At 64.9% G+C, this 22,537-nt stretch carries 22 protein-coding genes; 8 read left to right on the plus strand and 14 right to left on the minus strand.

The features are described 5' to 3' along the window. Positions 1–43: 43 nt before the first annotated feature. On the minus strand, positions 44–349 hold the full coding sequence (locus tag NQV17_RS06860; RefSeq protein ID WP_257770736.1) for a hypothetical protein: 306 nt from the start codon (positions 347–349) through the stop codon (positions 44–46). Positions 350–628: 279 nt separating this feature from the next. Here NQV17_RS06860 and NQV17_RS06865 point away from each other — a divergent pair, with 279 nt between their 5' ends. Then, complete coding sequence (locus tag NQV17_RS06865) at positions 629–1,531, plus strand: hypothetical protein (RefSeq protein WP_257770738.1); 903 nt, start codon at positions 629–631, stop codon at positions 1,529–1,531. 41 nt (positions 1,532–1,572) lie between these two features. Here NQV17_RS06865 and NQV17_RS06870 read toward each other — a convergent pair whose 3' ends face one another. After that, a complete protein-coding gene (locus NQV17_RS06870) occupies positions 1,573–3,267 on the minus strand; it encodes a bacteriophage N4 adsorption protein A (protein ID WP_124488789.1) in 1,695 nt (564 codons plus the stop codon). Continuing rightward, positions 3,264–5,222 (minus strand): glycosyl transferase family protein, encoded by a 1,959-nt coding sequence (locus NQV17_RS06875; protein WP_257770742.1) that lies wholly within the window; start codon positions 5,220–5,222, stop codon positions 3,264–3,266. Before NQV17_RS06875 ends, NQV17_RS06870 begins: the two co-directional genes overlap by 4 nt. A 964-nt stretch (positions 5,223–6,186) precedes the next feature. On the opposite strand from NQV17_RS06875, the gene NQV17_RS06880 reads away from it, so the two are divergent. From NQV17_RS06880 to NQV17_RS06890, 3 genes are all read left to right on the plus strand, one after another. Then, a complete protein-coding gene (locus NQV17_RS06880; RefSeq protein WP_257770744.1) occupies positions 6,187–6,483 on the plus strand; it encodes a hypothetical protein in 297 nt (98 codons plus the stop codon). A gap of 12 nt (positions 6,484–6,495) precedes the next feature. Next, positions 6,496–8,139: a DUF2334 domain-containing protein gene (locus tag NQV17_RS06885; protein ID WP_257770746.1), complete on the plus strand. Its 1,644-nt coding sequence runs from the start codon at positions 6,496–6,498 to the stop codon at positions 8,137–8,139. Positions 8,140–8,244: 105 nt separating this feature from the next. After that, positions 8,245–9,186 carry a hypothetical protein gene (locus NQV17_RS06890; RefSeq protein ID WP_257770748.1) on the plus strand — a complete coding sequence of 314 codons (942 nt, stop codon included), beginning with the start codon at positions 8,245–8,247 and terminating at the stop codon, positions 9,184–9,186. A 204-nt stretch (positions 9,187–9,390) separates the two neighbouring features. Here NQV17_RS06890 and NQV17_RS06895 read toward each other — a convergent pair whose 3' ends face one another. After that, entirely contained in the window at positions 9,391–10,053 is a 663-nt protein-coding gene (locus NQV17_RS06895; RefSeq protein ID WP_257770750.1) for a glutathione S-transferase family protein, read from the minus strand. 320 nt (positions 10,054–10,373) lie between these two features. On the opposite strand from NQV17_RS06895, the gene NQV17_RS06900 reads away from it, so the two are divergent. Then, positions 10,374–11,732, plus strand: a complete 1,359-nt coding sequence (locus NQV17_RS06900; RefSeq protein WP_257770752.1) for a polyhydroxyalkanoate depolymerase — start codon at positions 10,374–10,376, stop codon at positions 11,730–11,732. 123 nt (positions 11,733–11,855) lie between these two features. On the opposite strand, the gene NQV17_RS06905 is transcribed toward NQV17_RS06900, so the two are convergent. From NQV17_RS06905 to NQV17_RS06935, 7 genes are all read right to left on the minus strand, one after another. Then, entirely contained in the window at positions 11,856–12,323 is a 468-nt protein-coding gene (locus tag NQV17_RS06905) for a hypothetical protein (RefSeq protein ID WP_257770754.1), read from the minus strand. 68 nt (positions 12,324–12,391) lie between these two features. Next, positions 12,392–12,529 carry an HHHH-motif protein gene (locus tag NQV17_RS06910; protein ID WP_167359252.1) on the minus strand — a complete coding sequence of 46 codons (138 nt, stop codon included), beginning with the start codon at positions 12,527–12,529 and terminating at the stop codon, positions 12,392–12,394. A 293-nt stretch (positions 12,530–12,822) separates the two neighbouring features. Further along, on the minus strand, positions 12,823–13,257 hold the full coding sequence (locus NQV17_RS06915; RefSeq protein WP_257770758.1) for a cupin domain-containing protein: 435 nt from the start codon (positions 13,255–13,257) through the stop codon (positions 12,823–12,825). Between the two features lie 69 nt (positions 13,258–13,326). Next, entirely contained in the window at positions 13,327–14,094 is a 768-nt protein-coding gene (locus NQV17_RS06920; RefSeq protein ID WP_257770761.1) for an ABC transporter ATP-binding protein, read from the minus strand. Between the two features lie 24 nt (positions 14,095–14,118). Continuing rightward, positions 14,119–14,832 carry an ABC transporter permease gene (locus NQV17_RS06925; RefSeq protein WP_257770763.1) on the minus strand — a complete coding sequence of 238 codons (714 nt, stop codon included), beginning with the start codon at positions 14,830–14,832 and terminating at the stop codon, positions 14,119–14,121. After that, positions 14,829–15,518 carry an ABC transporter permease gene (locus tag NQV17_RS06930; RefSeq protein WP_257770765.1) on the minus strand — a complete coding sequence of 230 codons (690 nt, stop codon included), beginning with the start codon at positions 15,516–15,518 and terminating at the stop codon, positions 14,829–14,831. Before NQV17_RS06930 ends, NQV17_RS06925 begins: the two co-directional genes overlap by 4 nt. Before the next feature lie 174 nt (positions 15,519–15,692). After that, positions 15,693–16,466, minus strand: a complete 774-nt coding sequence (locus tag NQV17_RS06935) for an ABC transporter substrate-binding protein (RefSeq protein WP_257770767.1) — start codon at positions 16,464–16,466, stop codon at positions 15,693–15,695. A gap of 495 nt (positions 16,467–16,961) precedes the next feature. Between NQV17_RS06935 and hutC the strand changes: the two genes are divergently transcribed. Beyond that, positions 16,962–17,657 carry a histidine utilization repressor gene (gene hutC, locus NQV17_RS06940; RefSeq protein WP_257770787.1) on the plus strand — a complete coding sequence of 232 codons (696 nt, stop codon included), beginning with the start codon at positions 16,962–16,964 and terminating at the stop codon, positions 17,655–17,657. A gap of 16 nt (positions 17,658–17,673) precedes the next feature. Here the strand turns inward: hutC and NQV17_RS06945 are convergent, their stop codons facing one another. Further along, positions 17,674–18,915: a glycosyltransferase gene (locus NQV17_RS06945; RefSeq protein WP_257770789.1), complete on the minus strand. Its 1,242-nt coding sequence runs from the start codon at positions 18,913–18,915 to the stop codon at positions 17,674–17,676. 95 nt (positions 18,916–19,010) lie between these two features. Here NQV17_RS06945 and NQV17_RS06950 point away from each other — a divergent pair, with 95 nt between their 5' ends. Both NQV17_RS06950 and NQV17_RS06955 read left to right on the plus strand, forming a co-directional pair. Next, entirely contained in the window at positions 19,011–19,631 is a 621-nt protein-coding gene (locus tag NQV17_RS06950) for a TetR/AcrR family transcriptional regulator (protein ID WP_257770791.1), read from the plus strand. Between the two features lie 379 nt (positions 19,632–20,010). Beyond that, entirely contained in the window at positions 20,011–20,364 is a 354-nt protein-coding gene (locus NQV17_RS06955; protein ID WP_257770793.1) for a hypothetical protein, read from the plus strand. 51 nt (positions 20,365–20,415) lie between these two features. Here the strand turns inward: NQV17_RS06955 and NQV17_RS06960 are convergent, their stop codons facing one another. Both NQV17_RS06960 and NQV17_RS06965 read right to left on the minus strand, forming a co-directional pair. Next, positions 20,416–21,243 carry an alpha/beta fold hydrolase gene (locus tag NQV17_RS06960; RefSeq protein ID WP_257770795.1) on the minus strand — a complete coding sequence of 276 codons (828 nt, stop codon included), beginning with the start codon at positions 21,241–21,243 and terminating at the stop codon, positions 20,416–20,418. Between the two features lie 123 nt (positions 21,244–21,366). Beyond that, positions 21,367–22,284: a LysR family transcriptional regulator gene (locus NQV17_RS06965; RefSeq protein WP_044848082.1), complete on the minus strand. Its 918-nt coding sequence runs from the start codon at positions 22,282–22,284 to the stop codon at positions 21,367–21,369. Between the last annotated feature and the right edge of the window lie 253 nt (positions 22,285–22,537).

The raw sequence follows: 22,537 nt of genomic DNA on the forward strand, positions 1-22,537 counted from the left end.
TTAACGTCATCGGCGCCAGCATCCTTTAGCGGAATCCTGCGCGTTACCGACGAAAATCAACGTGAAACGTTTGCGGATTGCCGGCATCGTCAGCAGATTCTTCGATGCGTGCGCGTTCGTGCGCCACCGGGCGCGAGCGGATCACCGCATGGCCATCGCAAACGATGCGGCCGATCGTGAGCACGGCAGTGTTGACGATGCCGATGTCGATGTCGATGTCGATGTCGAAGTCGATGTCGATGTCGAAGCCGAAGCCGCGCCGAGCCGAGCCGAGCCGAAGTCGAAGTCGAAGTCGGAGCCGGAGCCGAAGCCGAAGCCGAATCACAGCGCGTATACCCGAATGCGCCACCCACGCCCGCTCGTCAGGAGATTCGCCGTCGCGCCGGCCTACCGATGCCCGCGTGCAAACGTTTCGGGATGCTGCGTTTTTTGATCGCGAGCCAGCCGCGCAGCAATTTCCATTCCGCGACATCCGCCCCTTTATTGCGCATATCGTCCGATAATTACCTTTTATTTTCGTCTAAAATCGCGCTTCTTCTTACCTTAGGATGGAAACGAAGTTTTGATTAAACTGACGAAAACTATCTCGCGCACGGCCATTGCCGCATGCGTTGCTTATGCCGGGCTGATGCCCTTGTCCCAATCCGCCAACGCCCAGGTCGAACCGCTGAAGAATCCGGTCTACGGCGTCACGCTCGATGACCTGACGAAACTGGACGCGATCATCGCGTCGCTGCAGAACCTGCCGTACCGACCGACGGTGCGCGTCGTGTTCGATCCGGGCACGTCGGCCGCCGACTACTACGCACCGCTGCTGCGCCTGCACTCGGTCGCATACGTGATGGGCGAAGTCTACGATTCGTACTATTTCCCGACGGATATCACGACGTACAAGGCGCGCACGCAGGAACTGGTGTCGCAGCTGAAGAACACGGTCGACGTGTGGGAAATCGCCAACGAAATCAACGGCGAATGGTTGCGCAACGATCCGAGCGGCACGAACACCGTGGTCAATTCGGAAGAGCAGCAGATCGGCCAGATGGTCGCGGCGGCCAATACGATCGTCAAATCGAACGGCGGCAAGACCGCGATCACGCTGTACTACAACGACGACAGCAAGGGCACCAACTGCTGGGCGAAGCCGCAGGATTACTGGAAGACGTGGCCGACCGCGTTCCTGCCCGCAACGGTTCGCCAGCAGGCCGACTACGCGCTGTTCAGCTACTACCCGTACCAGGATTGCCCGGGGCTGAATCCGTCGTGGAAAAACGATTTCGCGGCGCTGGAAAGCATCTTCCCGAACGCGAAGGTCGGCTTCGGCGAAATCGGCGTGTCGGATATCTCGGCGCCGGCGTCGGTGCAGCAGAACCTGATCAAAACCTATTACCCGATGGTCAACAGCATGACCGATCCGCGTTTCATCGGCGGATTCTTCTGGTGGACCTACGTCGAGCAGATGCTCCCGTATTCGACGAGCTCGTACTTCCAGCTGCTGCGTCAAACGATCATCACGCTCAAGTCGCCCAGCTGATCAGCCTCACCATCGAGTCGCCTGATCGTCAGCGCAGTTGCTCAGAACCACAATGTCGCGCGTACCACGAGACCACGTGCGCGTGCCGCTGACGTCAACCCGAACCGGTATTGCACCGTCACGTCGAGATAGCTCGCCGGCGCGGTATACCTGCCTTCGCGAAACCAGTACCTGAACTGGACCCCTGGCCCCGCACCGATTGCTGTCTTGTCAGGCTGACGGTTGTCGTGATCGCCCGCCACCGCGGCGTGCGGGTAGACGGTCAGCCGGTCGCTGATCATCGGCAAGCGCCACGTGTGCCCGTAACGCAACTCCGAATAGATGATGTAACGCCCGGCATTGATGAAGTACGCACCTTCTACATAGGCCTGCCAGCTGCGCCAGCTCGGTTCGGTGACCCGCAGGTCGGTGCCCGCCTCCGACGAGTAACCCAGACGCATCAGCCAGTCCGTCATCGACAGGCTGCCGATATGGAACAACCGCTCGGCGGTCACCACCACGTTCTGATCGGGTATCGGCTTGTAGCGCACGCCCACCGACCCCTGCACGGTCGGCATGCCGGTCACGTTGCCCGTGCCGTCATAGGCCGTGCCGTATCCGCGCACGAAGAACTGAAGAATGCGGCCGTTCCGATAGCCGATCTTCGGCGGCTGCCAATACGCCTCGATACCCGGCTGGAGCACGCTGATCGTGCCTTGCGGGCCGAATGCGGCCGACTGGTATGGCGCGCTCAGCACGAAACCCCAGGTGCGCTCGAGTTGCTCGACCTCCCGCCGGTAGCCGAACTTGCGCTGCGCGTCGAACGCATGTTCGTTTTCGTCGGCGTCGAGACTCTGCTCGAACATCTGGACGGACTGCTCGTTCAATCCGATCCGCTTGGCCGCATAGCCGGCGTCCGCGTAGTTCATCGCGTTGCCGGCGCCACCGGCGAAACCTTCCTGAAATGCGTCGAGCGCCTCGCGATCCTTGTGTTCGCGCAGGAGATCATAGGCGTGCTGCAAGGTCCGTTGCGCGGTATCGTCCACCGGCACCTCGGGCTGCTGATCGGCTTGCCGCGCCTGTGCCGCGATCGACGCGGCCATGCTCCGCTCGGCATCGGTCGATGCGTCGCCGGCCGCCAGCTCGGCCACGCGGAGCGCGCTGTCGTGGTCGCCCGCCTGCAAGCTCATCTGCGCGATACGCAACTGAATCACGGCCGATTTTTCATCGGCCAGCGGCGCCAGTGCGACGCCGGCCTCGTGCGGACGCTTCGCCGCGAGCGCACTGTCCGACCACGCGAGGCGCAAGTTGCGCTGCTGCTCCTTGCTCCAGTTTCCAGTGGCGACGGCCGCAGCGAAATTGCTGCACGCGACGTCGTAGCGCATCTGCCGCTGCGCCAGATAGCCATGCTGCGCCAGTACCGCCGCGCTTTTCGGAAAACGAACGCTCAGCGATTCCAGCAGCGCGTCCGCTTCGTCGACCTTCCCTTCGCGCCGGTACACATCCACGAGCAACAGCCCGAGTTGCTCGCTTCCCGGCTGAATCTTGAGGGCGCGCAACGCGTACGCTTCCGCGCGGGGCAGGTCGCCTGCGTTGATCGCCTTGTAGGCGCCATCGGCGAGCCGATAGGCTTTGGGGTTGAGCTGCTGGGCGGCGGATGCCGGCGCCTGCCAGGCGAGCGACAGGGCAATGGCCAGCGCGCTCAAGCGTGCGCAGCGCTTGAGGCCGGCCGCGATCGGACGTGTCGAGCGCTTCATGCCTGTTCTCCCGACGGCTTTTTCACCGGCACTGCCTGCTGCGTCGCGCCGTCGCCGTCGCGCAGCCGCGCGATTTCGACGAAGCGCGAGTGCCGGCCGAGTTCGGCGGCGATCTCCGCATCGCAGGCAATGAAATACGCAACGTTCGTTCGGGCGCCGCGCCGCACGACGTCCTGTTCGTCCTGCGTGAGTGGCCGCCCGACCGCGACGTTCAGCGTTCCGTCGGCGGCGGTCGAAAACGGGACGACGCGATACGCGTACTGCAGCTCGAATGCCAGCGAGTCCGCGAAGTGGCCCACCGCCACGTTGCCGAGGCTTACCCGCGGCAGATCGGCCTGCTCGGCGATCGCATCCGCCAGCGATTCGGTGGACAACGCACTGGCTTCGAGCAACAGTTCGCCCAGCCGCTTGCCGCACGTCAGTTGCCGCTCGAGGCCGTCCTCCAGTTGCGCCGGGGAAACCACGCCCCAGCCGACCAGGATCTCGCCGATCTTGTGGCGCACTTTCCCGAGTTCTTCGTTGGACAGGTATGTGTGACTGGTCTTGTCCCATGCGATCGGCTTGCCGCTCACCAGGTGGCCGACATAGATGCGCCACGCGCGACTCACCGCGCAGAAATTGATCAGGTTGTTGACGAACATCCTCGGGATCGAGAGCAGCCCCTGGAGCGGGCCGTTCAGCTTGCTGACGAAGTAGAAGCGCTGTCCGGCACGGGCGAACAGCATGAGGGTGTTGACCCACAGCAGCGGCGTGACCCAGGCACCGGCCGTCACGAGGTGAGCGCTGGCGGGAATGACGTGACCGGCATTCTGAAGAACGGAAAGCAACACGAAGTTGAGCAGCACGCCATAGGCAATCACCGAAAACAGCGACGTCACGATGCCCTTTCGATCGTGGAAGAACATGTAGCGGGTGAGGAAGTCGCCCTTCCAGCCGAGTTGCTCCCAGCCTTGAAACGCGATGCCGAGAATCCAGCGCGCGCGCTGCCGGTAGGCGGTGCGGAATGTCTTGGGAAAATACTCGCGCGTGGCCAGCAGGTTTCGACCGGCGGCACCGTCCTTGGCGCGCTCGCCGCCGGCATCGCGCACGATGTCCGCAAGCGGCGTGCGGGCGAAGGTTTCCTTCATGCCGAGGTCTCTCAAGCGAAAGCTGAAGTCATAGTCCTCGGTCAGCGAACTCGTGTTGAACGGGCAACCGTTGCGCTCCTTCATCGCCGCTTCGATCGAACGCCGGCTGTAGCACGATGCAACACCCGCGCCCGGCACGACCCCGGTCAAGCGTGCCCGCACCGGCACGTCCTTCTGGTGCGTTTCGCTGAAATCGTCGAGATAGCAGCCGGCGACGAACTCGTTCCATTTCCGGGGCAATGACAGCACGGGAAGCTGGACCAGATCGCTCTCCGCCACCGCATGGTTGAGGTACTTGAGTTCGACCGGATGAATGACATCTTCGCAGTCGTGCATGACGACGCCCGCGAACTGAATATGATGGACCGCTTCGTAACGCAGGATCGCTTCGAGAATCCAGTTGAGGCAGTCGGCCTTGCAGGTCGGCCCGTCGTTCATGACCGTGGCTCGCGTCACCCTGCCCGGATACCGGCGGACCATCCGTTCGACTTCCGCCGTGGTTTCTGCGTCGTTGTGATAGGTGCCGACGAAGATGACATACCGCTCGTACTCGATGGTCGCCAGCGTGTTTTCGATCATCTTGGCGATCACGTCGTACTCTTTCCACGCCGGCACCATGAGTGCGAGATGGCGCTCTTCCAGCGCGCGCAGCATGCCGATGTCGACGGTCTGCGATTTCTCGCGACGCAGGATGCGCCCGATTTCGAATGACCAGTAACAGCCATCCAGCGTCAGGTCATCCAGCGTGCTGACCAGGATGACGAGGGCGGTCACAATGGCGACAAGGTTGAGCGCATATAAATACGCACTCCATATCATATTATCCATTACCTTTCCGCGATTTTCGCTCGTCTGTATTTCTTCTCCGCACACCAACGGAAGACGAAACCGCCCTGTCCCCGTCGACCCCGTCACGTCCACTCGTGCGGCTAACGCCACATCCGTTCTCGTCGTTCTCAAAAGACTCGAGGCTGCCTGGAGCGCTATTGATACGACCACGCAACATCACCAAAAATGCAACGTGTTCGAGTGGATGACTTTTGACAGCCGGTTTCCCGCTGGCTTGCATTCGTCCCTGCGGGCGCCGGCGCTTGCAGCCGCCCCGATCCAGCGCCTCGCAGGTGCACCCCATACACCGTCTTTTCGACACACTGCGCTTCTAGCAAGTCGTGCGCCATCGTCGCGCCATCCTTGAGCCCTCCGGTGCCGGGCGTGTGCCCAGCATGATCGGCGAATCGAAACCGAGCCAAATGTTTCAGTGCTGAAACGTGCGGTCCGACGTTCCGAATATGAGACGTTTGGCAGGTTCGCTACCCGCGCCCCCGATCATCGCGACCGGAGCGCATCACGCGATTCCGTCGATCCTGGACGGACAGATCGACGATGAAACCGAAAATCCGGTGTTCCGGTTGCCATTGCATGGGTGCGTCGGCCGGCTCGGTTGCCGCGTTGCGGCGTGCGCAACCCCGCACGCAAACGATTTCACCTGAATCGCCCAAGCAGGCGTTACGCGCTGGTCGGACCCAATTCCCGGAACCGGTCGCGTTGCATGCGTGAAACGTTTATCGAGACAATTTCGGACGGTCGCGACGCATCGATTTTGGCGCCCCGGCCCGGTGCTCATCTCCGGCGGATGGTACGGAACTAGCTTGAAAGCCAACTGTCCGGTTTCGTTTCATTAACCGGTATCAAGCGCAAAACAATAACGACATAACACCCGATTTCAAATCGGCAATGGGGCGTGCTCGTTTCGTTAACGAGAATCCAATTTTCATATCAAAGGATGAAAATCATGCCCTCGCATCGCAATCGATCTTTTCGAATCGGGTTGAGCACCGTTGGGCTACTCCTTGCATTGAGTCCCGCGCTCGTCATTACAAGCGCGGTTCAGCATGCGAGTGCGCAGCAGACGCACCAGTCGTCTGGTGGCAAGATCACGCCCCCGCCATTGCCGAACGGTTCTGCCCACATCAACGTGAAACCCGGCATGTCCGACGAGGATTGGGAAAAGGCGTACAAGGAGACCGGACGCCCCAAGTTCGACCTGAAGTCCGTCAAGAAAGCCAATGGCAACGTGGAACGTGACTAGGGAGAAACGGCCATGAAAAAGATCTTGATTGTCATCGCCCTGCTTGCCGGACTCGCGCAAATGACCTTGCCGGGCACGGCGCACGCGCAGGCCACCACTGCACATACACTCGTGCTGTACGACAACCCGCCCAACGTCCCGTATTCGAAGCTCGGCCTGATGTACAGCATCATGTTGAGGAACCTGCTCGGCCACTTCAATACGACGGTCGACATGGTGCCGATACAGAACTACACGCCCGGGATGATCGGGAGCCACGACGCCACATTCTATGTCGGCGATTACTACGACAATCCGATTCCGGCCGCTTTCATGAGCGACGTCATGACTGCCACGAAGACCGTGGTCTGGTTCAAGTACAACCTGTGGCAGCTCGCCTGGAACAGCGCCTACACGTTCAACCAGACCTACGGGTTCAGTTTCCTCGGCCTGGCCGGCATGAACGCGACGCCGTCGTCGAGCAACCCGAACCCCGGCTTCTATGACACGGTCGCGTACAAGAACCTGTCGATGGTCAAGTACTACACGTATGACGCATCGACCGGCACCGTCAACGCGGACCCGGATGTCGGCCTGACCCAGGTGCTCGACACCACGAAGGCGCAGGTGCTCGTCACCATCAAGAACAGCCAGAGCGGCGCGACCACGCCCTACATCGTTCGTTCCGGGAAGCTGTGGTACTTCGCGGACTTGCCGTTCTCGTACATCGGCCCGACGGACCGCTACCTGGTGATCTGCGACATCCTGCACGACATCCTGCAGACCAATGCACCGGTGAATCATCGTGCGCTCGTCCGCCTCGAGGACCTGGACCCATTCACGACGACGAGTTCGATGAAACAGCTGTCGGACTATCTGTACTCGAAGAAGATCAAGTTCACGATGGCGACCATTCCGCTGTACACCGATCCGAACGGGTATTACAACGGCGGCGTGCCGCAGACGATTCACCTCGCGCAGGCGACGGGCCTCAAGAGCGGGTTGAACTACGCGCTCCTGCACGGCGGCTCGATCGTGATGCACGGCTACACCCACCAGTACAATTCGACACCGAATCTTCTGAACGCGGTCAGCGGCAGTGACTACGAGTTCTGGTATGCGGTGCAGAATCGTCCGGTCGACGAGGACTCCGTGCAATGGGCGAAAGGCAGAATGGCCGACGGATTGCTCGAGTTCACGCTCAATGGCTACAAGGTGGTAGGCTGGGCCGCGCCGCAGTACCAGGTGTCGCCGAAGGCAGCGACGGCCACCGCGCAGACGTTCCCGACCACATTCCAGCGGGCCGTCTACTACACGGCGACCAATCCGCAAATCGGGACCGGCGCGCCCAACCAGGACTTTTCGGCCGGGCAGTTTTTCCCGTACATCATCAACTCCGATTACTACGGTCAGCGAATCATTCCGGAGAACCTTGGCAGCCTTCAGTACAACATCTGCAATATCGACCCGTTCTCATGCATCACGTACACGTGGCAGCAACTCGTCACCAACGCGCGATACGGTCTGGCGGTGCGAGACGGCTTTGCATCGTTCTTCTTCCATCCGTTCTGGCTCGAGCCCGAGCTGGGCTTGCCGGCATTCCAGGACTTCCAGAGTCTCGTAACCGGGATCACGAATCTCGGCTACACATGGGCGGACGGTACGACGGCCAAGTGACGCGAACCGGTGGAGGCCTCGTGCGACCCGCAGCAGCAAGGCGGGTCGCACGTTTGCATGTGATCGGCTACGATGTCGCGCAGGAATGCTTCCGGGGAGGCCGCGATGCTCACGTACGCCATCCCGGCCTTGCGCAGGATTCGACTGCGTCTGGGCCGGTTCCGACACGCGCCGGGTTCGTCCCGCGCGGCGATGCTCGCGGCCGTCGGTGCATCGCTCGCCGTGGCCGCGTGTAGCTGGACGGCGCATGACGTGCATGCCGACGGAATCGTCTGGCAGGTGGACAACGCGACGACGAATCCCGTCGGAAACTGGCAGATGCTCGGCGTACACGATCTGTTGATCCAGTGGAGCGTCGTCGACGATACCGCGTACGTGCCCGACGCCGGCATCCGTCCCGCGGCACACCTTCCCGACTGGGGGCGCATCGGCCGCGAACCCTGGGCCAGAAACGTCATCCTGGGCCTCGCCGGTTACCAGGATGAAAAGCGAGCACGCACCCATCTGTCGACACTCGCGGACCAGTCCCTGGCGGTAGCGCGCACGCACGTTCCGCTGAATGTCACCGGCTACTACTTCCCGGTCGAAATCGACCCGACCTGGCCGGACGCGCCGAAGCTTGCCGATATCCTGAAGCGACTGCCGCGCCCGCTATGGGTGAGCGTCTACGACCAGACCAATATCGGCGGGAAGGCGCTGGCGGACTGGCTCGTGTCGTGGCTGCCGTCGGATGTCGGGGTATTCTTCCAGGACGGCTGCGGCGTCTATGCGCGCGAACCCTACGTCGCACGCACCTACGTCGACGAACTGGCCGCGCGCCTCGGAAAGCAACGTGTGCGGGTAATCGCGGAGGCCTTCCGGCCCGCCGAGCATGGTGGATTCCGGGCGGCCAGCGCCGACGAATTGAGCAGGCAGCTGACAACCTACCGGGGCTATCAAGTCTATCTGTTCGATGGCCCGCACTATGTGTCGGACACCCTCACACGTGAACTCCTCGCCCGACCGGCCAAGCCACCCGCGGCCGAGCCGGCCAAAACGAGTCCCTGATCCTGCTGCGCCGTGCTGCACTGCGGCGAGCGAGCGTCAGGGCGCCTGGCAGCAGGTAAGCAACACCCCGCGGAAACGGCGGGGCGCGATGCCCGACAGATGCTGCGCGGGCGATGCGCGAGCAGGACACGCGCGGCCGCATCGGCGATTCGTCTCGATGCACGTGCCGGTCATCCGGTTGAAAGCGCGAAGGGGCCTTGCAGGTCAGAACTCCATGTCGAGTTCGTCGATGTCTTCGTGCTCCGCCTTCGCGGCATCGATCCACTCCGCCACGAACGGATGCGCGAGCATGCGCATGCAGTACTCGGCGATATCGGGCTCGAGTTTCACGTCGTACGTCAGGAATCGCGTGACGACCGGCGCGTACATCGCATCGGCGATGCCGATCTGCTCGCCGAACAGCCAGGGGCCGCCATACGCGGCCAGACACGCGCGCCAGATCGTCACGATGCGCTCGATGTCGTGCTGCGCACGCGACCAGATCCGGAAGCCGGGAAAATGCGCACGCAGGTTCATCGGCAGCGCGGAGCGCAGCGCACTGAAACCGGAATGCATCTCGCCGCAGATCGACCGGCAATGCGCGCGCGCACGCCGGTCGTCGGGCAGCAGCCGCGCCTGCGGCCGGATTTCGTTCAGGTATTCGGCGATCGCGAGCGTGTCCCATACCGTGCTGCCGTCGTGCGTCAGGCACGGCACGAGAATCGACGGCGACAGCAGCAGCAGTTCCGCGCGCGATGCCGCATCGATCGGCACGCTGATCGTCTCGAACGCGAGCCCGCTCAGCTTCGCGAGCAGCCAGCCGCGCATCGACCACGACGAGTAATTGCGGCTGCTGATGGTCAACGTCGTCGGTCCGGTAACGTCCATGTCGTTCCCCTGATTGCCGTTCGTACCCCTGCACCGAAAGCGCGCGCCACGCCGTGCGAAGCGCACCACGCCTGTGCGACGCATTCGCTGAAGTGGCGCAGCGCGCTGCCCGGGGCAGCGGCGCGGACAGTACGCCGAGCCGCGGTGAGCAGCGGCCGAGCATCGCGTTCGGTCGTCCGGCCGCACGCGCCGCCTGCATCGCTGCATGAGTCGCCACACGTATCGCCGCGTTCGCAAAACCCCGTGCAACGCGCGTGCCAGCCGCACGCTGGCACACGGCTTGCCTCGCTCAGCGTAACGCGACGCAACGAACGACGGCCATGAACCTGCTTGCCTATCCCTTCTACCAATGGTCTGCCGAATGCCTGCGTCCGGCGCGCGCATGGGCGGCCGCCACGCGCGCGACGATGTCGCTGTGGCCGCCCGCCACGTCGACCCCGACGGGCCGCATGGTCGACGCGCTGTGCGAACTGCTCGAATGCTGCGCGTTCTCGCACCGGCGTCCGGCGTTCGGCATCGCGTCGACCGTCGTCGACGGCGAAGCGGTGCCGATCGTCGAGGAAGCCGCGGCGGCCACGCCGTTCGGCACGCTGCTGCATTTCCGCAAGGCGCGGCCGGTGGCGCGCCAGCCGCGCGTGCTGATCGTCGCGCCGATGTCCGGGCATTTCGCGACGCTGCTGCGCGGCACGGTCAGCACGATGCTGGCCGATCACGACGTGTACATCACCGACTGGCACAACCCGCGCGACATCCCGCTCGCGGCCGGCCGCTTCGGCTTCGACGAATACGTCGGGCACGTGATCGATTTCATTCGCCAGATCGGCCCGGATGCGCATGTGCTCGCGATCTGCCAGCCGACCGTCGCCGCGCTTTCGGCGGTCGCGCTGATGGCCGCCGCCGGCGACCCCGCCCAACCCGCGAGCCTGACGCTGATGGCGGGGCCGATCGACTGCCGCGTGAATCCGACGAAGGTCAACGCGCTCGCCACGAGCCGGCCTATCGAATGGTTCGCGCGCAACCTGATCAGCGTGGTGCCGGCCGGCTTCGTCGGTGCGCAGCGTCGCGTGTATCCGGGCTTCGTGCAGGTCGGCGCGTTCATGTCGATGAATCCCGACCGCCATGCGGCGTCGTTTGCCGACCTGTACTACGAGCGCGCGAAAGGCGACCCCGCGAAGGCCGACACGCTGCGCCACTTCTACGACGAATACTTCGCGACGGCCGACCTCACCGCGGAGTTCTACCTGGAAACGGTCGAGAAAGTGTTCCAGCAATACGCGCTCGCGCGCGGCGAGCTGACGGTCGGCGACCGGCTGGTGGAACCGGCCGCGATCCACCGCACCGCGCTGTTGACGATCGAGGGGGAGAAGGACGACATCTGCGCCGTGGGCCAGACGGTGGCCGCGCAGGAGCTGTGTTCGGGATTGCCGCCGTACCTGAAAACGCACCACGTGCAGACGGGCGCGGGTCATTATGGCGTGTTCAACGGCGGCCGCTGGGAAACGCAGATCTATCCGATCGTGCGCGCGACGATCCACGACAACGAGCCGTACGATCGCACCGCCGCTACGGACGGCAGCGCGAGCGGCGCGCACTACGTGACGCTGCGGGCGTTGCTCGACGCGCGCGCGGCCGGTCGCGACGCGACGACGGCCGCGACGCCATCCGATCACGTGCACTGATCCCGCGCGGGATGGCAACGCTCGGTGCGGCACACCGGCGTTGCGCTCGAATCGCCCCGCCCGGATGGCGGGGCGCGATGCCGGGCAGTGCGCGAGCGGCAACGCTCGCGCGTTCCGCCGGTGTTACGAACAGGCCTTGCCGTGCGACGCGTGGTAGCCCTTCGCCTTCGCATCGGCTTCCGACATGTAGCTGCCGTGCTTCGTCTTGCCGTAGTACTTGTCGGTCGAGCAGTGGTAGACCTTCGTGCTGTCGTTGGCCCACACCTTGCCCGCGCCGCCGCCGGGCGCCGCCGGGGCGGTCGTCGCGGGCGCGCTCTTCGCCGGGGCGGCGCCGGATGCGGTGGTAGCGACAGCCGCGCTCGCGGGGGCCGCGGCCGGTGCGCTCGCCGCGGCTGCCGACGCTGCGCCATACCACGTCTTCACGCCCTTATGGCCGGCGCATGCGCCCTTCTTCGACGCGCCTGAGTAGAACGAGCCGTCCTTGCACAGCCCGGTCGTACCGGCCGGCGCGCTGGCCGGAACCTGTGCGAACGCACCGATCGACACACCCATGCCGGCGACGAGCGCGGCGATCAACATCGTCTTTTTCATAATCCTCTCCTGATTTGCCTGAACGGGAAAAGCGTCCCGACGCTTTGCCGGGAATAACGCGTCGCGGGTCAACGGACCCAGCGGCACACGCGGTGATGGTGGTGATCGAAATGGCACACGCGGTGCGAATGGGCTTCGGCCAGCGCCGGCACGAGGGCGGCACAGGCGACGGCCGTCACGGTCAGGATCTTCGCGATGCGGGTCATGGACATTCTCCTGGGTAGGCCAGCCGGTGGTCCGGCTGTTACGTCCTTAACGCCGGTCGCCGACGCGCCGTGCACCGCACCTGCGTGGAATTGACGATCTTTGACGCCGTGTAACGAAACATCACGCGAAGCTGACAAATTGCCGGCTGTCTTTTCGATTTCCTTACGTGGCAAATGCTTCGGATCTCGAATGAACTGGGCAGGCCCCCATGCCCGAACAGGATCCATAAAAAACCGCCCGAAGGCGGTCTGTCGTGGGCACGCGGATGCCTCGCATCCGATGCGACGGAGGGCTACGCGCCAGCGTCGCCCCACGGCGTCGGCGCAGGCACCTCGCATGGCCCTTCGACGTCGATCGACTTGAAATCGGCCGGCCCGACGATCTCCAGGTACTCCATGTCGGGCGAGTAGTCGAACAGGTAGTGCACGATTCCCGGCGCCTGGTGCACGCAGTCGCCGGCGCTCACCAGCGTCTCGCGATCGCCGTACATGAAGCGCGCCCAGCCCTTCAGCATCATCACGATGTGGAACTCGGCCTCGTGACGGTGCCAGCCGGTGCCCGCCGCCGGTGCATGATTCGCCCTGACGAGCTGCGCGACGACCTTGCCGTTCGTCGCGGCCGCGATGCCGAGATCGCGATACAGGAAGAAGTCGCGCAGGCCTTCGCCTTGATATGCGGTGTCCTGCGGCTTCACGTGGGAAAACGCGGTAGGGGTCGGCGTGCTCATCGCGGCGCTCCTCGATCGAAAGAGTCGTCCGAAACAAGCATTTAGCGTTCCAGGCTGCGGCGGCCCCGCTTACTTGAGCCGCCCCGACAGGAACTGCCCGAGCCGCTCGCTCTTCGGGTTGACGAGAATCTCCCGCGGATCGCCCTCTTCCTCGATCTTCCCCTGATGCAGGAAGATCACGTGGTTCGACACGTTGCGCGCGAAACCCATCTCGTGCGTGACGACGACCATCGTGCGGCCTTCCTCGGCGAGCTGCTGCATCACCTTCAGCACTTCGCCCACCAGTTCCGGGTCGAGCGCCGACGTCGGCTCGTCGAACAGCATCACTTCGGGCTCCATCGCGAGCGCACGCGCGATCGCGACACGCTGCTGCTGGCCGCCCGACAGGTGCGACGGATACATGCCTTCGACGCGCGGCGCGAGCCCGACCTTCTCCAGATACTTGCGTGCCCGCGCAACGGCCTCTTCCTTGCCGATCCCCAGCACGGCCATCGGTGCCTCGATCACATTCTCGAGCACCGTCATGTGCGACCACAGGTTGAAGTGCTGGAACACCATCGACAGCTTCGTGCGCATCCGCTGCAGCTGCTTCTGGTCGGCCACGCGCAGCGCGCCGTTACGGTCGCGCGCGGTCTGGATCGGCTCGCTGCCGATCGTGATCTGCCCCGAGCACGGCTGCTCGAGGAAGTTGATGCAGCGCAGGAACGTGCTCTTGCCGGAGCCGCTCGAGCCGATGATGCTGATCACGTCGCCGGCTTTCGCCTTCATCGATACGCCCTTCAACACCTCGTTGTCGCCGAACTTCTTGTGCAGGTTGTCAACGGTGAGCTTGTACATGCTTGGTCCTTCCTTGCGAATGCATTAGTGGCTGCGCGGCGAGAGGTACGCGAGCCAGCGCGTCTCGAGCTTGCGGAACGCCCAGATGAGCGTGAACACGACGATGGCGTACAGCACGGCGGCGATGCCGTAGGCCTGGAACGACATGTACGTCGCGGAGTTGACGTCGCGCGTGACCTTCAGGATGTCGGGCACGGTCGCGGTGAACGCGAGGGTCGTCGCGTGCAGCATCAGGATCACTTCGTTGCTGTAGCTCGGCAGCGAGCGGCGCAGCGCGGACGGCAGGATGATGCGCGTATAGAGCTTGAAGCGCGACATCCCGTAGGCCATCCCGGCCTCGATCTCGCCGGCCGACGTGGCCTTGATCGCACCCGCGAAGATCTCGGTCGCATACGCGCATTCGTTCAGCACGAACGCGAGCAGCGTGCAGTTCATCGCGTCGCGGAAGAACGTGTCGAGCAGCACGTGGTTGTGCACGACCTGCAGGCTGTAGATGCCGGTGTAGCACATCAGCAGCTGTACGTAGAGCGGCGTGCCGCGGAACACGTACGTATAGAGCCACACGGGGCCCGAGATCCAGCGGTTCGACGACGCGCGCGCGATCGCGAGCGGCACGGCGAGCGCGAAGCCGAGCGCGATCGACACGACCAGCAGCCACAGCGTGATCGCGAGGCCGCTGAAGCGGTAACCGTCGGTATAGAGATAGCTTTGCCAGTACTGGCTGATGAGTTCGATCACAGTGCAAGCCTCCGGACGCCGACGGAATAACGCTTCTCGAGGTGGTGCAGCACGACGTTCGACACCGTCGTGATCGCGAGGTAGATCGCGCCGGCCGCGAGCGTGAAGAAGAAGAAATCGAGCGTGCTCTTGCCGGCGTCCTGCGACGCCTTCACGACGTCGGCGAGGCCGATGATCGACACCAGCGCGGTGGCCTTAACGAGCACCTGCCAGTTGTTGCCGATGCCCGGCAGCGCGAAGCGCATCATCTGCGGGAACAGGATGCGGTGGAACACGCGCCAGCCGCTCATCCCGTATGCGAAGCCCGCTTCGAGCTGGCCGCGCGGCACCGCGAGGAATGCACCGCGGAACGTCTCGGTGAAGTACGCGCCGTAGATGAAGCCGAGCGTCACGACGCCGGCCACGAACGGGTCGATGTCGATCTGGTCCCAGCCGAGCAGGTCGGTCGCGTCGTTCAGCAGGATCTGGATCCCGTAGAACAGCAGCAGCATCAGCACGAGATCGGGTACCGCGCGGATCAGCGTCGTATAGAACGTGCCGACCGACTTGAGCACGCGGTTGGTCGAGAGTTTCGCTGCCGCGCCCGCGAGGCCCAGTATGAGCGACGCGCCAAGCGACAGCACCGCGAGCTTCACGGTCTCGACCGTGCCGGCCCACAACAGCGGGCCAAATCCTTGGAAGATCATATAAGGGATCCAGAACGATGTGGCTGGATTGTCAATAGCCATTAACTGCGCATCAAACGAGTTCTGCGCACTACCTGATGCCGTCTGCTCATCAAGCCACGGGCATCACGCGAAGCGGGCGGCGCGCGCCAACCGACGTGGCGCACGCCACGGCCGGTGCGCACCGCGAAGGCGTCAGCCGCCGTACACGTCGAATGCGAAGTACTTCTTCTCGAGCTTTTTGTAGGTGCCGTCCTTGATCATGTCGGCGATCGCATGGTCGATCTTCGCCTTCAGGTCGGCGTCGTCCTTGCGCAGGCCGATGCCGGCGCCGTTGCCGAGCGTCTTCGGATCGTCGATGTCCTTCCCGGCGAAATCGAAGCTCGCGCCGCGCGGCGTCTTCAGGAAGCCGAGGTCGGCCTGCACCGCGTCCTGTAGCGCGGCGTCGAGGCGGCCGGACATCAGGTCCTGGTACACGCCATCCTGGTTCTGGTAAGGCACGACCTGCACGCCCTTCGGCGCCCAGTAGGCCTTCGCGTAGGTTTCCTGGATCGTGCCCTGCTCGACGCCGACCGACTTGCCCTTCAGCGATTCGGCCGTCGGCTGCAGGTTCGCGCCCTTCTTCGCGACGAGGCGCGTCGGCGTGTTGAACAGCTTGTCGGAGAACGCGATCTGCTCGGCACGCGCCGGCGTCATCGACATCGACGACAGCACGCCGTCGAACTTCTTCGCCTTCAGCGCCGGGATCATCCCGTCGAAGTCGTTCTCGATCCACACGCACTTCGCCTTCAGGCGCGCGCAGATCTCGTTGCCGAGATCGACGTCGAAGCCGACGACCTTGCCGCTTGCATCCTTCGATTCGAACGGCGGATAGCTGGCATCGACGCCGAACCGGATCGTCGACCAATCCTTGGCGTGGGCACCGACCGCGAGGCAGGCAAGGGCAATACTGAGCGCGAGTTTCTTCATGGCGTTCCTGTCATAGGCGAACTGGGCACGGGTCCCGTCGGGCGTCGCCGCCGCGAACCCTTCCAACCGGGAGGTCATCCGTCAGACGACTTTCCAAGTTGTACATACAACTTTGCCTTTTTCAGGTCACTGCCAGCAATCCGTGTTTATCTCTAATTGTCGGCGGATTGTTTGCGTGAGCGAATTTTCCTTATATTTCAATTCGCTACACATTACATGCAGCTGAACCCCTTGTTTCGGTGCGGGCTGGGCGCATCGTCGCCGCGCATGTATTTGTCTATACTTTTCGTTAGCCGGCGCTAGCTGGCACGGCGGCTGCGGTCCGTACGGCCCCCGCGGGCCGTTGGCTGGCGCTCCGGATGCAGGCCGGAATAACCCGAATCCCGGGCTCACAGTCGGGCCCGCGCGGCGTCGAACCCGGTACACTCCGCCCGGACACCGCACGAAGGCCCGCGCGCGACGGCGCGCGGCCGCCGTCTCTCGAACAGCAATGCAATGACCACACCGATCTATCAGGAAATCAAGGACTTCATCCTCGCGCGCATTCATGCGGGCGAGTGGGCGGAAGGCGACCAGGTGCCGTCGGAAAACGAGCTCGCGCGCGAATTCAACGTCGCGCGGATGACGGTCAACCGCGCGCTGCGCGAGTTGACGGCCGAGCAGGTGCTCACACGCACGCGCGGCTCGGGCACGTATGTCGCGTCACCGAAATACGAATCGACGCTGGTGGCGATCCGCAGCATCTCGGACGAAGTCGCCGCACGCGGCCATGGGTATCGCGCGCAGGTGCTGGAGGTCGGCGCGGCCATCGCCGACGCGAAGCTCGCCGATGAGCTGCGGCTCGACGCCGGCAGCCCGATCTTCCATTCACGCGTGCTGCACTTCGAGAACGACACGCCGGTGCAGCTCGAGGAACGCTGGGTCAATCCGTCCTGCGCGCCCGAATACGCACTGCAGGACTTCACGACGACGACGCCGAACCAGTACCTCACGCGCGTCGCGCCGCTGCAGCGGGTCGAATACCGGATCGAGGCCGCGATGCCCGATGCACAAACGCGCCGCCACCTGACGATGGACGAGCGCGAACCCTGCCTGCTGCTGCATCGACGCACGTGGTCGCAGGGGATGGTCGCGTCGGTGGCCAACCTGTGGCATCCGGGCAGCCGCTACCGGTTCACCGGGCATTTCTGACGCGGGGCGGCTACGTTCACCGCATGCCGGGCCGCGCCCAGCGCTCGATCGCGCCGACCGCCCGCCGCACCCCGTCCTCCCGCGCGATCCGCACACCGAGTTCGGCGGCGCGCGCCTGCGTGTCGGCATGCGCGGCGAACGCGATCGCGCGTGCGAGCGCGGCGGCGTCCATGCGCCGGCCCGCCACCGGCGCATCGGCCACACCGAGCCGTTGCAGCCGGTTCGCCCAGAAGAACTGATCGCCCGCGAACGGCACGACGACCGACGGAATGCCCGCCCGCGCAGCCGAATGCGTGGTACCCGATCCGCCGTGGTGGATCGCCATCGATACATGCGGAAACAACCAGTCGTGCGGCGTCTCGCTGATCACGCACACGTGCGTCGGCAGCATCGACGCATCGATGCCGCTCCAGCCCGGGTGGAACAGCGCGCGCCGGCCGTCGAGCGCCTGCAGCAGCGCGCCGACCATCGTGGCGCGATCGAACCCGGCCATGCTGCCGAAGCCGATGTACACGGGCGGCTCGCCCGCGCCGAGAAAGGTCAACAGCGCGGGCGGCGGCGTCCACGCCGGCGCGTCGGCGTGCCACTGACCGCAGGCCTGCACGTGCGACGGCCAGTCGGCCGGATCGGACAGCAGCACGGGCGACACGCCATACAGCATCGGATGATCGGTCCAGACGTGCCGGCGCGGCGGCAGGCCGCACACGCTGGCGCGCGCTGCATTGGTCGCGTTTTTGAACGCGTGCCACAGCAGCGCGTTCACGAGCCGGTGGCTCGCGCGATTCAGCCAGCGCGGCACCTTGCCGGGCGGCAGGAACGGCGACGCGAATGCCGCGGTCGGCGTGATCGGAATCATCCCCGTGCCGATCGCCGGCACGCCGCGATACTCGGCGACCGACAGCCCGACGAACGACGCCAGCCCCGACACCAGGATCGCATCGCAACCGGCCGACGCGGCCGCGACTTCGCGCATCCATGCCGCCGTGTTCGCATTCGCGATCGCCGCGAGCGCCTTCGACGTGTCGTTGAAGCCGCCGCGCCCGCGCACCGCGTCGGACAACGCGCCATCCGGCGCGATCGCCGCGCGGATATCGCCGGACAACGGCGCGCAGGGCACACCGAGCGCGGCGGCCGAGCCGAGCGTCGCGGCGTCGGCCAGCAACCGGACCTCGTGGCCCGCATCCAGCAGCGCACGGCCGAGCGCCGCGAGCGGACGCGTGTCGCCATCGGTGCCGTAAGTGATGATGACAAGCTTCATGCGTGAACTCCCCCTGCACGATGCAGGCGAGTGGATTTTAAAAAATGCATGTCGTATACTAATGCAATTCGTGCACTTTCATTCGATACCGAACCATGCCGACGACGACCGATGCTCCGGGCCGCCGCGCACGCAAGCGCATCCAGATGCTCGCGCATCTCGCCGACACCGGCGCCCGCCTGTTCGATGTGCACGGCTACGATGCCGTGACGATGGAGCAGATCGCCGCACGGGCCGATGTCGCGAAACGAACGCTGTACAACCACTTTCCGACGAAGGAAGCCGTGCTCGCGCACTGGCTCGAAGGCGAACTCGCGCGCGACCTCGCGCACCTGCAGCGCGACGTCACGCGACGGAAGACCTTCGCGTCGCGAATCGCGTGCGTGCTCGACGCGTCGGCCGCGTGGTGCGAGCAGCACCCGGTGTACCTGCTCGCCTACCTGCGGCATCGGTTCCTGAGCATCGGCGTGACGGAAGCGGAAAGCGGGAAGGACGACGGCAGCGACATCGCGCTCGTGTGGCAGCAGCTGATCGCGGCCGGACAGCAGGCGGGCGAACTGAGCCCGGCGCTGGCGGCCGACCAGCTCGCCACGTGGTTCCATCATCTGTATCTCGCGGCGATGCTGCGCTGGCTGACCGTGCCGGGGTTGTCGCTGAAGCGGGAATTCCGGTCGGTCGCGAAGCTATTCGTCGAAGGCGCGCAAGCGAAAGGCTGAGCGGCCGCCCAGGTGACGCTCGGGCAGGAAGGTGCGCGCGCATCGAACGTGCATGGCGCGCTCACGCAATTCACGCGCACGCCGGGCGCGCTGCGCGCTGGCCTGCGACCTGAAACACCATCCGGAATGGCTGCTGTCCGGCAACGCGGGCGACACACAACCGACCGACGCGTCGCGCACCGCGAGCGAAGACCGCTGCACGCTTCGCGCGATGCGCCGGTATTTTTACAACGAATGCACGCACGGGATGCCAAATCTTCCGCGCAGCAGTATGCTGGTGTCGTACGGCCCCGCACGATGCCTCGGGCAATCCCTTAGTCCGCACGTCGTCGCGCCGCCGTCGCGACCGCAATCATGCGTTTGCAAGGAGGGCTTCGTGATGGCTACCACGCATCAGCACTTCCACCTCGAACTACGGCACGCCACGGCGCCGACGTATTTCATCAGCTACCTGTTTCCCGCCTTGCTGTTCGTCTACGAACTGCTGCGCATCGGCCAATGGATCCGCGATCACGGGATGCAATTCGCCGCGTTCAAGCAGATGGGTTACGAGTACCTGCTGATGCTGCTGTTCGTCGGGCTGCAGATCGTCGTCGAGGCGATCTTCCTGCTCGGCGCCGCGATGCGCCGCGACAATCGCGACTTCGAACACCGGTTGCCGAACGTGGTCCTCGGCATCGGCTGCTCGATCGCGATTCTCGCGCTCGATCTCGCGATCCAGCTGTCGTTCTGAGCGCCGGCGGGCTCGGCCCGCCGGTCGCATCGCGCGCCTGCGCCCGGCCGTTCAGGCAAGCGCGCCGCGCAGGAACGTCGCCACGGCCGCGAGTACGTCGCCGCTCCGCTCGCGATGCGGCATGTGTCCGCATCCGTCGAGCAGCAGGAACGACGACGGCCCGGCGACGCGCGCGGCGATCCGCTTCGGATGCACGTCCGACCCGTATTCGTCCTGCTCGCCGTGAATCGCGAGCGTCGCGCAGCGCACGCGCGGCAGCGCGTCGTCGAGACTCCAGTCGCGAAACGCCGGCGACAGCCACGTGCCGACCCACGCATGCAGCACCCATTCGGCCTTGTCGCCGTGATAGCGCACGAGCCGCTCGAGCTGGCCGGGCGCGTCGAACTGCTGCCCCGCCTCGCGAATGCCGTCGAGCGTGCGATCCTCGACGAACGCCTGCGCGGCGACCGTCACCAGCGCGCGGCAACGCGCGGGATACGCGGCCGCGCAGCCGACCGCCATGCCGCCGCCGACGCTGTGCCCGAACGCCACGAACGCATCGATGCCGAACCGCTCGAGCAGCGCGCGGAAGCCCTGATCGGCCTCGTCGCGCACGAACGTCGTGCCGAGCTGTCCCGGATGGCGGTCGGACCGGCCGAAGCCGAGCCGGTCGTATGCAATCACGTCGCGTTGCGTGGCGCGCGCAAGTTGCGCAGGGAAGTCGCGCCAAAGTTCGACACAGCCGAGCGAATCGTGCAGCAGCACGATCGGCGCGGCCTGCATAGGCGCGGCCGGCCCGGTCGCGGCCGTCGCCTGCGCGGGCACCCCGCGCCAGCGCTTCGCGAAGAGACGACCTTGCGGCGTCTCGACCCAGGTCTCCTCGGTCACGATTTCAGTCATGTGCATGTCATCGTCTGCATGAAAACTGCATGAAGGCGGCCGCACGCGGGCGGACCGCAGAATGCCGACGATGGTGGCCCGGCGACGCGCGCGGCGTCAAGCAAGCCCCCACCGCCCGCGCGCTCATTCGGGCTGCGGCGGCAGATACTCCATCTGCGACTCGTCGTACAGCCGGTAGATCAGCGCCTGCATCGCGCGGATGTCCTCCGATTCGTCGAGCATCCGCATGCTCATGATGATCGGCGACACGAGTTTCGGATCGTCGAGCGGCTTGTAGCTGATGTCGTCGCGCTTCAGCCCGTACACGCTGTGCGGCACGACCGACACGCCTTCGCCCATCGCGACGAGCCCGAGCGCGATCTGCAGTTCACGTGTCTCGTAGATCTTGCGCGGCTGCAGCGCGCGATCGTGGAATGCCGCGAGCACCTGGTCCGCATAGCTCGGCCGTGGCGCCTTCGGGAAGATGATCAGCGTGTCGTTCACGAGATCGTGCAGCGACAGCACGGGTTTCGCGCCGTCGAGCACGTGACCGACCGGCAGCGCGACGATCATCCGCTCCTCGCGCAGCACGACGCGCCGCACGCTCGGATCCTCGTGACGGATACGCCCGAACCCGACGTCGATGCGCCCTTCCTTCAGCGCCTTGATCTGGTCCATCGTCGACATCTCGTGCAGGCTCAGCTCGACGGCCGGATACTCGCTGCGAAAGCGCCGGATGATCTTCGGCAGCATCCCGTACAGCGTCGAGCCGACGAACCCGACCGACATGCTGCGCTCGATCTTGCCGACCCGCTTCGTCATCGATTCGAGCTCGGTGGTCTGCGCGAGCAGCTGCACCGCGTGCGAATAGAAGAACCGCCCCGCGTCGGTCAGCTTCAGCGGCCGCGCGTTGCGCTCGAACAGCGGCACGCCGAGCGCGTCCTCGAGCTGCTGGATCTGCCGGCTGAGCGGCGGCTGCGCGATGTGCAGGCGCTCGGCCGCGCGCGTGAAATTCCGCTCCTCGGCAACCGCGACGAAGTAGCGGAGGTGTCTCAACTCCATGTTCAACCCTCCCGGACAGGCCACGGACGTTCATTCGGCCCCGCGCGCACACGTGCCGCGCCGGTCGCCTCGCGAGCGCCTGCTCCCGATGCCATGACGATACCTCAGCCCGCGCCGATACCGGCGCGAGCCGCGCCGCGCCCGCCCTCGCGGGCGGCGCACCGCGCAAAGCCGCAAAGCCGCAAAGCAAAACGGGAAGCCGCCAGGCTTCCCGTTGCTTCATCGACGCCGCGTCGCGGCAGCGTCCCGACCG

Source organism: Burkholderia sp. SCN-KJ (genome assembly GCF_024656005.1).
GTDB lineage: Bacteria > Pseudomonadota > Gammaproteobacteria > Burkholderiales > Burkholderiaceae > Burkholderia.